This is a genomic window from Psychrobacter sp. NPDC078631 (assembly GCF_050268165.1).
GTDB lineage: Bacteria > Pseudomonadota > Gammaproteobacteria > Pseudomonadales > Moraxellaceae > Psychrobacter.
The window spans coordinates 765,496-777,980 of record NZ_JBNNGG010000001.1 but is presented as its reverse complement, the minus strand read 5'-3'; the positions used below and the strand labels follow the sequence as shown (position 1 = coordinate 777,980).

The window sequence follows — 12,485 nt, the reverse complement described above, 5'->3', positions numbered from 1 at the left end:
TGACCTTTCGACTATAATTCTAAGCCTAAATATCAGCCAAACATAAGCTGAACACAATTAAATCTAACCATTCCCCAAAACGGATAACAACTCTCTAGGATAGCTCATATGTCCCCTATATATACTGCATTGGCTGTACTGGTTACCTTTATCTGGGGCGTAAATTTTACTTTTATTGCGTGGGGTCTTGAGAGCTTTCCACCATTGATGCTTACCGCCCTGCGTTTTTTCTTTACTGCTGTGCCTCTGGTTTTGTTTCTAAAGCCGCCTAAATTCAACCGTACCCTGTTTATTTATGCCATCGGTACATTTGTCATGCAGTATGCTTTTGTCTTTACAGCGATGCATCTGGGTTCATCCCCGGGGCTGACGGCACTACTGCTACAAATTCAGATTTTTATCACGGTATTGCTAGCATACTTTATATTGGGTGAAGCAGTCAGCCGTATGCAAATCGTCGGTATGTTGGTCGGTGTACTAGGACTCAGCGTGATTGCGTTAAACCTTGGCGGTGATATGCCTTTGGCAGGGTTCATCTGTATTTTGATTGCGGCCATCGGTTGGAGCTTTGGTAATATTGCTTCCAAGCAAGCATCAAAACAGGCCTCAGAAAAAGCGTCAGAGAAAGCTGCCCTACAAGAGACGCAGCAAGGGGCAAGGGTATCTGTTGCCACATCTAGCACTGGAAAAAATAAAGCATCTGCTTTGTCTGCGTTAGCACTGGTAGTCTGGGGCGGTCTCATTGCTTGCGTGATGTTGACGGTATCTTCTCTTATCTTCGAGACTAATGCATGGCAGATGGCGACGTTTACTGAAGCATCACTCAAGTCTTGGCTCTCACTTGGGTTTATCGTCTATATCTCAACCTTAATTGGCTTTGGCCTGTGGGCACACTTACTCAGTCAAAATACCGCGTCCAAGGTTATGCCGTTTGCACTATTGGTGCCCGTATTCGGTATGGTGACCTCAGTACTACTCACAGGAGAAGTGGTGACGTGGTGGAAGATGCTGGCCATGATGTTGATCTTATCAGGACTGCTATTAGCGAATGTGAAGATGAAAATGAAAAAAAGCTGCTAACGATGACCACTAAAACACTCGGCCATCATTAGCAGCTTTTTATTTTCTGCAGCTTTTTTTCTATAGTTATCGTAAATCATCCACGACAGCTAGCATTGCTACCAGAGATGCTTCGCCTAATTTGATAGAACGCTCGGGTGACCAACCCATCTTTTCATCGGGCAGATTATCATTGTCTTTAAATGGCATCTCTAACGTATTAGCGAGGCAATCAAAACGCTCTGCTACCCAATTGGTGGCAACGGTCATATTGGCAGCACCTGGTGCATCGATCTCATAGCCAATCTCAGACTGAAAATCAGCACTGGCTAACTTTAATACGTCTGAAAACTTATCACGTAGTCCAGCAAGACGGTCACTGTAGCTTGGCGTCCCTTGTGAACCAGCGAGGAATACGTATGGCAATGCTTCATCACCATGCACATCATAAAATAGATCCACGCCTGTTGCTTCCATTTTATTAATCACATGAAATACTTCAGGGCTTTTGTCTAAGCTTGGACTTTGCCATTCACGGTTTAGATTGGTTCCGGCAGCGTTAGTACGCAAGTGACCACGTACACTACCATCAGGGTTCATATTAGGGACAATATAGAAGTTGGCCTTGTCTAACAACTGTTTGCCAGTCGCATTATCACTATCTAACAAGCTATACAACAAACCCTCGATAAGCCATTCAGCCATCGTTTCACCTGGGTGCTGACGGGCAGTAATCCATATATTGCGCTTGTGAGCAGCACCATCCCCGATTTTGACTAGGGTCAAGTCACGCTTATCAAGCGTTTCGCCTAGATACTCTAACGTCACTAGCGGATGTACTTGCACTGCAGCCAATAAATCTTGATGACGCTCATAGCTATAAGGCGCAAAATACGCAATCTGAATGGTTTCGCATTCTAACTCTGCCACGATGGTCAACTTGCCATCTTTGTAAGACGTTGGCAGACGGAACCAATGCTGACGATCATAAGAAGCAACCGCTTGATAATCATCCCAACCCTCCAGATAAGAGGCCCCTCCTGCATTCAGAATATTGAGAACATACTGCTCCCCTATTTGACCTGACAGACGAAAGTTAAACCACTGAAAAAACTCGCCACCAACATCTGGACGAATCGCTAATTGAATGTCTTTTTTGTCATCTGCATTAATAATGTCAATGTTACCTGCATCAAAATTAGCCGTGATATGCATAGTCATTCCCTAATTGGTTTTTATGATTGTGTTTTAAGTATTATGTTCGTTATCGACTTACCGTTCTAACTACTGCTTTTTAATAATTTCCAGTTTTTAATAATCTCTAGCTTTATATGGGGCACTAGACGTACATTTACTTGGTCATTACTAGCTCGTTTTCAAGGCAATCACTTGCCAAATCTATCTATTCAGATTGGATATCTATCGTTGACTAGGGCGTGTCCTCAATTCAATCGATAGTCATCTAAATGAGGACACGCCCTACTAAAAGATTAAACCTCCGCTAATAACTCGACACTCACTTGAAAGTAATCATCGTCCTTTATATTAATACTGACGTTACCGTTATGCGCCCCAACGATAGACTGTACGATGGATAGACCCAAACCTGTTCCTGTATGGCGATCTACTGTTTTGTGATGTCGATAGAAGCGCTCAAACAACTTATCTGCCTCACTTTGTGTCAATGGCTCATCTAATCGGTTGGTGATGGTCATTCGTAGAATATCTTGTTTTGATTGTTGAAGACTGCTTATTGTTGTGCCCACCATCTCATCTGAGTTTATTCTATCTGCCCTAATGGTTATAACGCTATCTTGAGCAGCATAATAAATCGCATTCGATATCAGATTAGCAAAGAGCCTTTGTAATAAACTTTTATCCCCTAAGACAGCGCTGAACTCACCTTTGGTTTCAATAGCGATACCTCGGTCTTCTGCAATCATTTCGTAGTAATCAACGAGCTTGGTGATTAAATTTTCCGTATCCACGTGACTGATTTGCGAGTCACTCAATCCTTTTTGGGTTTTTGCCAGCAGTAGCATATTATTTATCATGGCTGACAGCTGCTCTAACGTGTCATGCTGATGATGTAGCTGCTCAATATATTCATCGCCCGCTCTCGGTTTATTTAACATGACTTGCGTTTGCGTGCTGAGTGTCGCTATTGGAGTGCGCAGCTCATGGGCGATATTGTCTGAAAACCGTGACAATGATTCAAAGTTACTTTCAAGCTTGGCCATCATCGAGTTGTAAGATTCTGCTAGTGGTCGCAGCTCTAACGGCATATCACTGACCGTGACTCTGTCATCCAACCTTTCAGGATTCATTGTTTTCATTTTTTGGACGATGGTCGCCAAAGGGGCAAAACCCCAGTACACACCCAACGCCGCTACTGAGACGAGCAACAAGGTAATCGCGAACAAAATCATACTAAGCTGACGATTGAACTGTAATAAATACTGATGATGCACATCTATAGGCAATGCGATAAGCGCGAGCATTTTGTCGTCTTCAATGACCATTGCTCGATAGTATCGGCTATTGATATTCATCACAAACTGTTGCTTATCATTATCTTGTTTCAGTGATGACAGATTAAACCCCTCTCCTAGCTCTTGAGCAAAGTTATTGGGGGTACTAGACAGTATCTGCCCTTCTTTATTAGCGATAATGGTTTTTAGATCGTAATCTAGCCAAGAAGAATGCTGATGATCAGCTTCCTCTGATATCACTGCGGTAGAAGTATCTCCATCAGGCATTACGTCAGATGCCGCTCTTAGCGACTGTTGACTATTCAATGGATTTTGAGAGCTAGGTAGGGTTTGGGAAGTTATAGGGCTACTATCTATCACTCGTTTACGTAGATTAAAAGCCGCATGGGTCATAATCTCAGCGTCCATTTGCTCAAAATGGCCTTTAACAGAACGCTGTATCCATATATAAATAATAACCTGCGATATAACAACAAATATTGTGAGCAATAGCACAGTACGCCATAATAGTGGCAAGCGCCGATTATCAAACCTATATTTCATATTAGACATTGCCAGCTTCGTGAGATGGTTTGCTATCAAGCGCTGTATCGACAGCCTCTAACCGATAGCCCATCCCGCGCACCGTATGAATCAGCTTTGCATCATGATCATCGTCTATTTTTATACGCAGACGCCTTATCGCCACATCAATCACATTGGTATCATTTTCAAAGTTCATATCCCATACTTGGGAAGCGATGATTGAGCGTGGAAGCACTTCACCGCGGCGCTCTAATAAAAACTGTAGTAAGGAAAACTCTTTTGCCGTGAGCTTAATAGGCTTATCTCCTCTATGCACCGTGCGCTTGCCAATGTCCATCTTGAGATCCGCTATTTGCATAATCGTACTTTGATAGTCGGCTTGATTGGCACGTCGTAATAAGCTTTTCATCCTGACGATCAATTCTGCAAAGGCAAAAGGTTTGGTCAAATAATCATCACCACCAATCTCAATCCCCTTTATCTTGTCACTCAAGTCATCTTTTGCCGTTAGAAATAACACAGGTGTATGCTTGCCAGCCGCTCGGTAATTACGCACCAGCTCAAAGCCACTAACATCAGGCAGCATCACATCCATCAATATCACGCTAAATTCTTCCGTCATCAATGCATGATAGCCATCTAATCCTGTTAGCTGATGATCCACGATAAACCCAGCCTCGGTTAAGCCTTTTTTTATATACTCGCCAAGCTTCAATTCATCTTCTACCAGCAGTACTTTCATTGTAATTCCTCAATACGGTCATGATTGTTTAACGTTCTAACCAGCACAGGTGACAACATTGATGGGTAACTGACAAAGATGTCATGTGCTCGTAATCAGACTGTCAGTTTTATTTTGCTAACCTATATAAACGGTACATAGGTGCTCGTTTCCGATACCTAGCTACTATTCAATATCTAGCTACTATGAATTATTTTTATCGGTAATCAATGTAAACAACTTACAAAAGAGGTTTTATATGAAAGCTCACGGTTCATTTAAAAAAGTATTATTGCTGTCAATCTTGGTACTTATCGGTACTACCACTGCCAATGCGCATACGACTGATCTAAGCACTTCAATCATCAACAAATGCGACGCTGTGACTGAGTTTGCAAAAAACTTGGATCATAACGATGCTCAGCTCTCAAATTCACAAATAAAAAGCTACATCGATGCGAGAGTGGCTTGTGAGATTGAACACAAAGATCAACATCTACAGTCTGAAAAATACTTTATCAATAAATATGGTAGCGATAAGTAAAATCAGCTCTGATGTCATACTAAAGGATTACTGACAACATTAAAAACCATAAATAGTAAGATGACAGAATTGTAATCTTACCGTCATCTCTCTGTCAGAATCACTAAAGTATGCTTTAAAGTAACTTAATATCTTAAAGTCTTTTCGACTACATACTAAATCAAATAAGGATTTACCATGTCACTATTCAAAACAATGTCACTATTCAAATCAATGCCACTGTCTAAATCAATCGTAGCAACTGCTATAGCCTTAGTTGTTTCAACCTCTGCTTTGGCGCACGACCCAAAAATGCATGCTGAAAAAGACCAAATGAACTGTGAGAAGATGCAAAAGCATATGCAGATGATGCAAAAAATGGATCATAGCAAAATGGATATGAATGATCCTGCTATGAAAGCTATGATGGCTAACATGAGCAAAATGAAAGCGATATACCAAAAGCACTGTGTGAGCAGCGATAGCGACTCTTAAATATCAATTTATAAGTTCAATACTATAGTCAGTTCAATATAATTTCGATACAAGGAAACCGAGTGCAAGTTATACATTAGTATGCTTAGCGAGGATGACGCTGTAGCGGATTTATATAGACTTGACTATATTGTCAGAGAAGCTGATCAAGCAGTAATGGGATATTAAAGAAAATGGATTTTTAGGACAAACCTATGAAGTTCTTGTTAGGAATACTTTTTACTGTCTTTATCGCTATTACGGGTATTTTTATTACGGTGACTAGTGGCATGATAAATATCGGTGCTGATCAAGCTCATAGTCCGCTGGTCTACGATTTTTTAGAAACTGCCCGCACACGCTCAATTGAACATGCCAGTAAGAATATTTTGGTTCCCAATTTAAAGAAGGCGGAAATGATCAGCTCGGGCGGTGCAGATTACAAAGATATGTGTGCAGGCTGCCATTTGTCTCCCGGCGTCAACAGCACAGATCTAAATAGCGGTATGTACCCAAAGCCTCCTAACTTTACTGAGGCGGATATCGTTAAGCGCTATCGAAACGAGGCTGGTGCCAGACAAAGCTTTTGGGCGATTAAACATGGCATTATGGCGTCTGGCATGCCCGCTTGGGGCGCTACTCACGATGATGACAGGATATGGGCAATGGTCGCTTTTATTAGATCGTTACCTGACCTAAATGAAAACCAGTACACCATGCTAACGACTCGGTTAGACGATAGTATGTTGGATATGTCATTTGATGGTGAGATGGATATGTCAGGTGATGGATCCGAGATGCAACATTGATTTTTTGTACAAAATGCAGTGCTCAATAGTGCTGCTTTTTGCGGTTTGAGTTTTAAGCTTTGCTAGCACTATTTTGTCCAGTACTATTTTGTCCAGTGATGTGGCTTTAATTTTTATAATATTTAATCGTCAGACAGACGCTCGGGAGTGGTTTTATGAGACGCTATACTAATAGATTTATTAATGAACATCATCTGATATCTGGCCGTATGCTCTCGGTGATCGTGGTCTTGCCATTATCGTTAACGATTGCCGCTTGTAGTCAACCTAACTCCGCTGCTGCTGACTCAACACCAGCGACTGAACCAACTATTACTACGCAAAACGTGCAAACTACGCACACAGAGCAACCAACAGCTGAAATGACACCCGTCAGCGCTCCTTCAGATATCCAATCAACTATCCTAAAAAACATCTCAGCCACCGTCTACAAAGATGCCAATTGTGGCTGTTGCAAAGAATGGGTCGGTTATGCTGAAGGTCATGGTCTAAACGCAACCGCACAGAATGTCGAAGACGTGTCCTTGTTTAAAGAGCGATACAGCGTACCGCAGCAAATGCGCTCTTGCCATACCACCGTTACTACCGATGGCTACGTATTTGAAGGTCATGTCCCTGCTAAGTATATGGCGCAGTTCCTAAAAAACCCGCCAAGTGATGCGATCGGTCTTGCCGTACCGAGCATGCCAGTTGGTAGCCCTGGTATGGAATACCAAGATAAATTTATGCCGTATAAAGTGATGCAGCTTAACAAAGATGGCTCAACAGCTATTTATGCAACTATTGACTCACCGCAGCAGCAAATCTAGCTTGGTTGTCGTTTAAATAGCTTATCCAGCTCTATTAATAAGCGGCCAAAGTCATAGACTTAGCTGATAAATACAGCCTCAACTCTCACTTTATGGATATAAATCAGGTGAATAACTATGAACAAAACTATGCTTAATCGCAGGCGTTTTTTGACAGGGTCTTCTACCTTGTTAGGGGCATCCATGCTGTCCACCCTACCGTCTATTGCCAATAGTGCGCTAGGAAAAGGGCAACAAAATGTAGCCGTCAACAGTGACAAAGCCGACCATATCGTACCTATCTTAACTGGGAATGAGTTTGATTTGTATGTCAGCAAGAAGCCCGTCACTGTCAATGGCAAGTCGAGTATGGCAACACTGATTAATGACTCGCTACCAGCACCAACGCTAAAGATGCGTGAAGGCGATACCGTAACTATTCGTGTTCATAACCAGATGAATGAGTCAACCTCTATCCATTGGCATGGCTTGCTCGTACCTTTTGAGATGGATGGCGTACCAGGTATCAGTTTTGATGGCATTCCTGCAAATAGCACCTTTACTTATAAATTCAAACTTAAACAATCAGGCACCTATTGGTATCACTCACACAGTGGCTTTCAAGAACAAACCGGTATGCTCGGTGCTATTGTCATTGAACCAAAAGGCCGTGAGCGTCATCCAGTCGCAGAAGACCATGTAATCGTGCTGAGTGATTGGACGCACCGCGATCCACACAATCTCTTGAAGTTGCTCAAACAGCGCGCTGACTTTGATAATTATCATCTGCCAGACTTCAAAAAACTATTGTCTGATATTGCCGCAACAGATTTAGAAGCCGCTTATGACAAGCGCAAAATGTGGAATCAGATGCGCATGATGCCGACGGATTTTACTGATTTATCTGGCGAAAAGACCTTTACCTATCTAATGAATGGTAAGACCACAGCGGCCAATTGGACACAACTAGTAAAAGCGGGACAGCCTGTCAAACTACGCTTTATCAATGCTTCAGCGCAAACCATCTTTGATGTGCGTATACCAGGTCTCAAGATGACTGTGGTAGCAACAGATGGTATTGATGTCGCACCCGTTGCGATTGATGATTTCCGCATTGGCGTGGCTGAGACCTATGATGTCATCGTCACGCCTACTCAAGATGCACATACGATATTTGCCCAAAATATCGATCGTTCAGGCTATGTCGCGACCACGCTTGCAACCAAAAAAGGCGCGCGAGCTGACATACCTGCTATGGACAAGATCGAATGGTTGACCATGGCCGATATGATGGGTGCGATGGGTGATAAAGGCTACAAAGCAAAGCATGCTAAGACCGAGTATGACTTTAAATCTGATATGCGTGTCGACAGTCCACGTATGAACCTCGATGATCCCGGTATTAACCTGCGTAATATCAATCGTGACGTGCTGAATTATAGTCAGCTGAGCTCTGTCGATGAGGCCATATTTGCAGAGCAGCGTAAGCCTACCCGAGAGATCGAGCTACATTTAACGGGTAACATGGAGCGCTATATTTGGGCGTTGGATGGTGTCATGTTTAAGGATGCAACGCCTGTCAATATTAAGCCAAACGAGCGCGTACGTATTACCTTAGTCAATGACACGATGATGAACCATCCTATGCATCTGCATGGAATGTGGAGTGACTTGCGCACACCATCTGGAGACTTTCAAGTACGTAAACATACGATTGTGGTGCAGCCTGCGCAAAAGATTAGCTTCGATGTGACGGGAGAAGTTGGACGATGGGCGTGGCATTGCCATCTGCTTTATCACATGGAAGCCGGCATGTTCAGAGAAGTTGCCGTCGTTTAACAAACCTTCGAATATGAGGCTTATTATGAAAATATCTAAGAAAAATCTGTCATTCATTGGTTTGTCATCGCTAGTCTTGCTCACATCCTCTTTTGCAACAGCTGCTGAGATGTCGAGTATGCATCATAGTGGCATGGACATGTCAGGTGATATGTCTGATATGGACCATAACGGCATGGACATGTCAGGTGATATGTCTGATATGGACCATAGCGGCATGGATATGTTGGGCATGCAAGGTGGGCAGCCACCAGCTGATGCTCGCAGTCCAGACTATTCAAATGGAGTTCCCTACGGGCAGTATGGTAAGCCCATGATGATGGGCAGCATGCCATTATGGGGAGTCTCAGTAGACGACTTGGGCTATCAGTTTGATGAGGATCAAATCAACTTCGAAGCGACGGGTTGGTACGGTACTGATAGCAATCGTATAAGACTACGCACTGAAGGTAGTGCTCAGACTAAAGATGATAAAGAAATCGATAGCTTAAGCTCCCTTGCTTATTGGAAACCACTGAGCATTTTCTGGAATGGTGAAGCTGGTGTCGCTTACGATACTGAAAACGACAACGCTGCCGTAATGGCAGGTATTGTCGGTACCGCGCCTTATTTTATAGAAACGGATGCGAGAGCCTACTTATATACCGATGGTCAACTTCGTCTTGATTTGGGCGCAGAGTACGAATGGCGTTTGGATCAGCATTGGGTTGTCATACCGGAGGTTGGACTGACAGCCTTTAGTAAAGATGACCATGATAATGGTATTACCAAGGGCTTTAATGAGATGGAAACTGAGGTCAGGCTGACTTACGAAACGTTCAATCGCCAGCTAGCCCCTTATGTGGGGGTTAGTTATGAGACAGCGCTTGGCAAGGCTCGTGGTCAACGACGTCAAGAAAATGAATCAGTTGATAGCAGTAGTTTGACTGCGGGGGTCAAATTCTGGTTTTAACTGTCTACCCATTTTAATTTAACAAAACAATGGAGGTCATATCATGGAAGCTGCTAAGCAAAAAAATATGAACCCTTATGTAAAATTCACCTTAATGATTCTGACATCGACTGTCATCATGTATATCATGATGTACTTCAATACCTACCAGTGGGATCACATTTACTTTAGTGAAACCCGAGCTTATATGGCGCTATACATGGGTGCCGGTATGGCAGTCGTCATGTTGGCATTTATGACCAATATGTATAAGAAGACCAAGGTCAATTTGATGATCTATGGTCTAAGTGTATTGATGTTTGCAGTTGGTATTTGGGGCGTTAGATCTCAAGCAACTGTCGATCAAGTCGATTGGATGCAGGCGATGATACCGCATCACTCGATTGCCATTCTGACCAGTAGTCGCGCTGATATTGAAGATCCGCGTGTACAGCAGCTTGCTGACGATATTATTCAAGCGCAAAAGCGTGAAATCTCTGAGATGAAGCAATTAATTGATGAGCTTGAATAAGAGAATGGTGTACCAGTGAACGCTGCGAAAAGCGATCACTTTTTTCTGCTCAGAAGCTCAATGACCCAGCTTGCTAGTGGGAAAGACACCAACTGTGTCAGTGGAACAAGTATTATCGTTTCAATTAATACCACCACTGGCAGGCTTAATCCTTGGGTCACAGGCTTCAATAACGTTAATACAATTAGGAGCGTTGGATACAGCCCTATATATCCTATTAATATGCGTATAAGTTTGAAGAGCAACATTTATGCGTGACGGGTTGTGACAATACCTTTGCCACAGAGCCATTAACGCTGGCGCAAGTGGCTGCACACGCGCAGCTCGTCGTGTCACCTTCGCGTGCTAATTTACGCGGCTCTCATGATCAATGGTTTGCAGAAAAAGGTCTAAAACGAAATATTGTGATGTCGGTTCCTAGCTTTTCGGCTGTACCAGATATTTTGCACACGACTGACATGATTGCGTTTTATCCTTCGCGATTATTGCCGAGCAGTAAGGTCAAAGAGCTTAAGGTTGAAGCATTGCCGCCTACTTTTAAGGTCATAGCAGCATGGCATCCACGTACTGCTGACAGTGGCATACATCGTTGGTTAATCGAGCAATTACGAAATCTATAATAATTAACTTAGCTATAGCCAACCTTGAAACGACATCGAACACTCTTAAACTTGATGTAAGTATTATCTAGACTAAACATGGTTCTACACAAGATTCTAGACGGGTGCACATAATCACGTTAATACAAGTTTATTAAAATAACAGTTTCTTAAAAGTAGTTATCCTACGCAATACTTTCCAAATCGGGTATTAACTCATTACTGCTTATCACTTTATCAACATCAATAAACTCACCTTTACCCATGGCGCCAAGATTATAGTCTGCAAACTCATGATATAAAGTGACCACATCACCCATAATCAATAGTGCAGGGGTTGGTAGTTTTGCTTCAGCTTGCTGATCAGCGATATCACTTAATGTGCCGATAAGTACTTGCTGCGTTGGCATACTGGCATGACTAATTACGGCAAAAGGAGTTTCGCTGTCGCGTCCACTTGCTATCAACCCTTGTGTCATCTCATGCAAACGGTGCAAACCCATGTAAAATACAACTGTCTGGCTGCTGTCCATTAGCTCACTATAATCATTATTAGGCGCGCCATTTTTTTTGCAAGCAGTGACAAACTTGACCGACTGAGCGTGGTCGCGGTGCGTTAGTGGAATTCCTGCACGGCTAGCAGCGGCACTGGCGGCTGTAATGCCGGGAATGGATTCAAAATGAATGCCATGACGCACCACTTCCTGTAGCTCTTCGCCGCCGCGCCCAAAAATAAAAGGGTCGCCACCTTTTAAGCGAACCACCATTTTACCTGCTAGCGCGTGTTTGACCAGTAGCTCATTAATACTTTCTTGTGGTAATGCATGATTGGCACGGCGCTTACCAACGAATATTTTTTCAGCCGTGCTCGCGCACATATCCAAAATATCCTCAGACACCAGACTGTCGTATAACACTACCTCTGCGCGCTGCATTACTCGCCACGCTTTTAATGTTAATAGCTCAGGGTCACCAGATCCTGCGCCAATCAGATGCACAGTGCCTCTTTTGGTGCAAGTTTGCACGTTTTCTGCGCAGTGTTGATCCATTAGCTGAGAGGTCTCATGCGTTAAGGTAGCGGCAGATATATTGGTCATGGTGGTGACTCCTGATAACAGCGTGAATACAGCAAAATGGGCAACCAAAAGCAAAGTTGTCAATAAACCCCTACTCTAAAATGGCTTATTGTTCAT

General features: G+C 43.1%; 13 protein-coding genes and 1 pseudogene. 9 read left to right on the top strand and 5 right to left on the bottom strand.

Annotated features, from left to right (window positions below; all coding sequences use genetic code 11):
- The first annotated feature begins 108 nt into the window (after nt 1-108).
- A complete protein-coding gene (locus ACQKCP_RS03125) occupies nt 109-1,080 on the top strand; it encodes an EamA family transporter (protein WP_427611249.1) in 972 nt (323 codons plus the stop codon).
- 66 nt (nt 1,081-1,146) lie between these two features.
- On the opposite strand, the gene ACQKCP_RS03120 is transcribed toward ACQKCP_RS03125, so the two are convergent.
- The 3 genes from ACQKCP_RS03120 to ACQKCP_RS03110 form a co-directional block, all read right to left on the bottom strand.
- On the bottom strand, nt 1,147-2,274 hold the full coding sequence (locus tag ACQKCP_RS03120; RefSeq protein ID WP_427611248.1) for a M14 family metallopeptidase: 1,128 nt from the start codon (nt 2,272-2,274) through the stop codon (nt 1,147-1,149).
- A 275-nt stretch (nt 2,275-2,549) separates the two neighbouring features.
- Nucleotides 2,550-4,094, bottom strand: a complete 1,545-nt coding sequence (locus tag ACQKCP_RS03115; RefSeq protein WP_427611247.1) for an ATP-binding protein — start codon at nt 4,092-4,094, stop codon at nt 2,550-2,552.
- A gap of 1 nt (nt 4,095) precedes the next feature.
- Nucleotides 4,096-4,818, bottom strand: a complete 723-nt coding sequence (locus tag ACQKCP_RS03110) for a heavy metal response regulator transcription factor (RefSeq protein WP_057760064.1) — start codon at nt 4,816-4,818, stop codon at nt 4,096-4,098.
- A 238-nt stretch (nt 4,819-5,056) separates the two neighbouring features.
- Here ACQKCP_RS03110 and ACQKCP_RS03105 point away from each other — a divergent pair, with 238 nt between their 5' ends.
- From ACQKCP_RS03105 to ACQKCP_RS03075, 7 genes are all read left to right on the top strand, one after another.
- Entirely contained in the window at nt 5,057-5,341 is a 285-nt protein-coding gene (locus ACQKCP_RS03105) for a hypothetical protein (protein ID WP_427611246.1), read from the top strand.
- Between the two features lie 195 nt (nt 5,342-5,536).
- Complete coding sequence (locus tag ACQKCP_RS03100) at nt 5,537-5,815, top strand: hypothetical protein (RefSeq protein WP_427611663.1); 279 nt, start codon at nt 5,537-5,539, stop codon at nt 5,813-5,815.
- A 194-nt stretch (nt 5,816-6,009) separates the two neighbouring features.
- A complete protein-coding gene (locus tag ACQKCP_RS03095; protein WP_427611245.1) occupies nt 6,010-6,603 on the top strand; it encodes a c-type cytochrome in 594 nt (197 codons plus the stop codon).
- Nucleotides 6,604-6,758: 155 nt separating this feature from the next.
- Nucleotides 6,759-7,412, top strand: a complete 654-nt coding sequence (locus tag ACQKCP_RS03090; RefSeq protein ID WP_427611244.1) for a DUF411 domain-containing protein — start codon at nt 6,759-6,761, stop codon at nt 7,410-7,412.
- A 117-nt stretch (nt 7,413-7,529) separates the two neighbouring features.
- A complete protein-coding gene (locus ACQKCP_RS03085; RefSeq protein ID WP_427611243.1) occupies nt 7,530-9,230 on the top strand; it encodes a copper resistance system multicopper oxidase in 1,701 nt (566 codons plus the stop codon).
- Between the two features lie 25 nt (nt 9,231-9,255).
- Complete coding sequence (locus ACQKCP_RS03080) at nt 9,256-10,182, top strand: copper resistance protein B (RefSeq protein ID WP_427611242.1); 927 nt, start codon at nt 9,256-9,258, stop codon at nt 10,180-10,182.
- Nucleotides 10,183-10,225: 43 nt separating this feature from the next.
- Nucleotides 10,226-10,693, top strand: a complete 468-nt coding sequence (locus tag ACQKCP_RS03075; protein ID WP_427611241.1) for a DUF305 domain-containing protein — start codon at nt 10,226-10,228, stop codon at nt 10,691-10,693.
- A gap of 35 nt (nt 10,694-10,728) precedes the next feature.
- Here the strand turns inward: ACQKCP_RS03075 and ACQKCP_RS03070 are convergent, their stop codons facing one another.
- Nucleotides 10,729-10,941, bottom strand: a complete 213-nt coding sequence (locus ACQKCP_RS03070) for a hypothetical protein (RefSeq protein WP_427611240.1) — start codon at nt 10,939-10,941, stop codon at nt 10,729-10,731.
- On the opposite strand from ACQKCP_RS03070, the pseudogene ACQKCP_RS03065 reads away from it, so the two are divergent.
- Nucleotides 10,939-11,313, top strand: a pseudogene (locus tag ACQKCP_RS03065) (LysR substrate-binding domain-containing protein); the annotation flags it as partial. The gene ACQKCP_RS03070 and the pseudogene ACQKCP_RS03065 overlap by 3 nt on opposite strands.
- A gap of 164 nt (nt 11,314-11,477) precedes the next feature.
- On the opposite strand, the gene cobA reads toward ACQKCP_RS03065, so the two are convergent.
- Nucleotides 11,478-12,389: a uroporphyrinogen-III C-methyltransferase gene (gene cobA / locus ACQKCP_RS03060; RefSeq protein ID WP_427611239.1), complete on the bottom strand. Its 912-nt coding sequence runs from the start codon at nt 12,387-12,389 to the stop codon at nt 11,478-11,480.
- Nucleotides 12,390-12,485 lie beyond the last annotated feature (96 nt).

Excerpts from the sequence above, each read along its gene's own strand:
- ACQKCP_RS03125 (WP_427611249.1), top strand. The coding sequence starts at position 109 with ATGTCCCCTATATATACTGCATTGGCTGTACTGGTTACCTTTATCTGG.
- ACQKCP_RS03120 (WP_427611248.1), bottom strand. The coding sequence starts at position 2,274 with ATGCATATCACGGCTAATTTTGATGCAGGTAACATTGACATTATTAAT.
- ACQKCP_RS03115 (WP_427611247.1), bottom strand. The coding sequence starts at position 4,094 with ATGAAATATAGGTTTGATAATCGGCGCTTGCCACTATTATGGCGTACT.
- ACQKCP_RS03110 (WP_057760064.1), bottom strand. The coding sequence starts at position 4,818 with ATGAAAGTACTGCTGGTAGAAGATGAATTGAAGCTTGGCGAGTATATA.
- ACQKCP_RS03105 (WP_427611246.1), top strand. The coding sequence starts at position 5,057 with ATGAAAGCTCACGGTTCATTTAAAAAAGTATTATTGCTGTCAATCTTG.
- ACQKCP_RS03100 (WP_427611663.1), top strand. The coding sequence starts at position 5,537 with ATGTCACTATTCAAATCAATGCCACTGTCTAAATCAATCGTAGCAACT.
- ACQKCP_RS03095 (WP_427611245.1), top strand. The coding sequence starts at position 6,010 with ATGAAGTTCTTGTTAGGAATACTTTTTACTGTCTTTATCGCTATTACG.
- ACQKCP_RS03090 (WP_427611244.1), top strand. The coding sequence starts at position 6,759 with ATGAGACGCTATACTAATAGATTTATTAATGAACATCATCTGATATCT.
- ACQKCP_RS03085 (WP_427611243.1), top strand. The coding sequence starts at position 7,530 with ATGAACAAAACTATGCTTAATCGCAGGCGTTTTTTGACAGGGTCTTCT.
- ACQKCP_RS03080 (WP_427611242.1), top strand. The coding sequence starts at position 9,256 with ATGAAAATATCTAAGAAAAATCTGTCATTCATTGGTTTGTCATCGCTA.
- ACQKCP_RS03075 (WP_427611241.1), top strand. The coding sequence starts at position 10,226 with ATGGAAGCTGCTAAGCAAAAAAATATGAACCCTTATGTAAAATTCACC.
- ACQKCP_RS03070 (WP_427611240.1), bottom strand. The coding sequence starts at position 10,941 with ATGTTGCTCTTCAAACTTATACGCATATTAATAGGATATATAGGGCTG.
- cobA (WP_427611239.1), bottom strand. The coding sequence starts at position 12,389 with ATGACCAATATATCTGCCGCTACCTTAACGCATGAGACCTCTCAGCTA.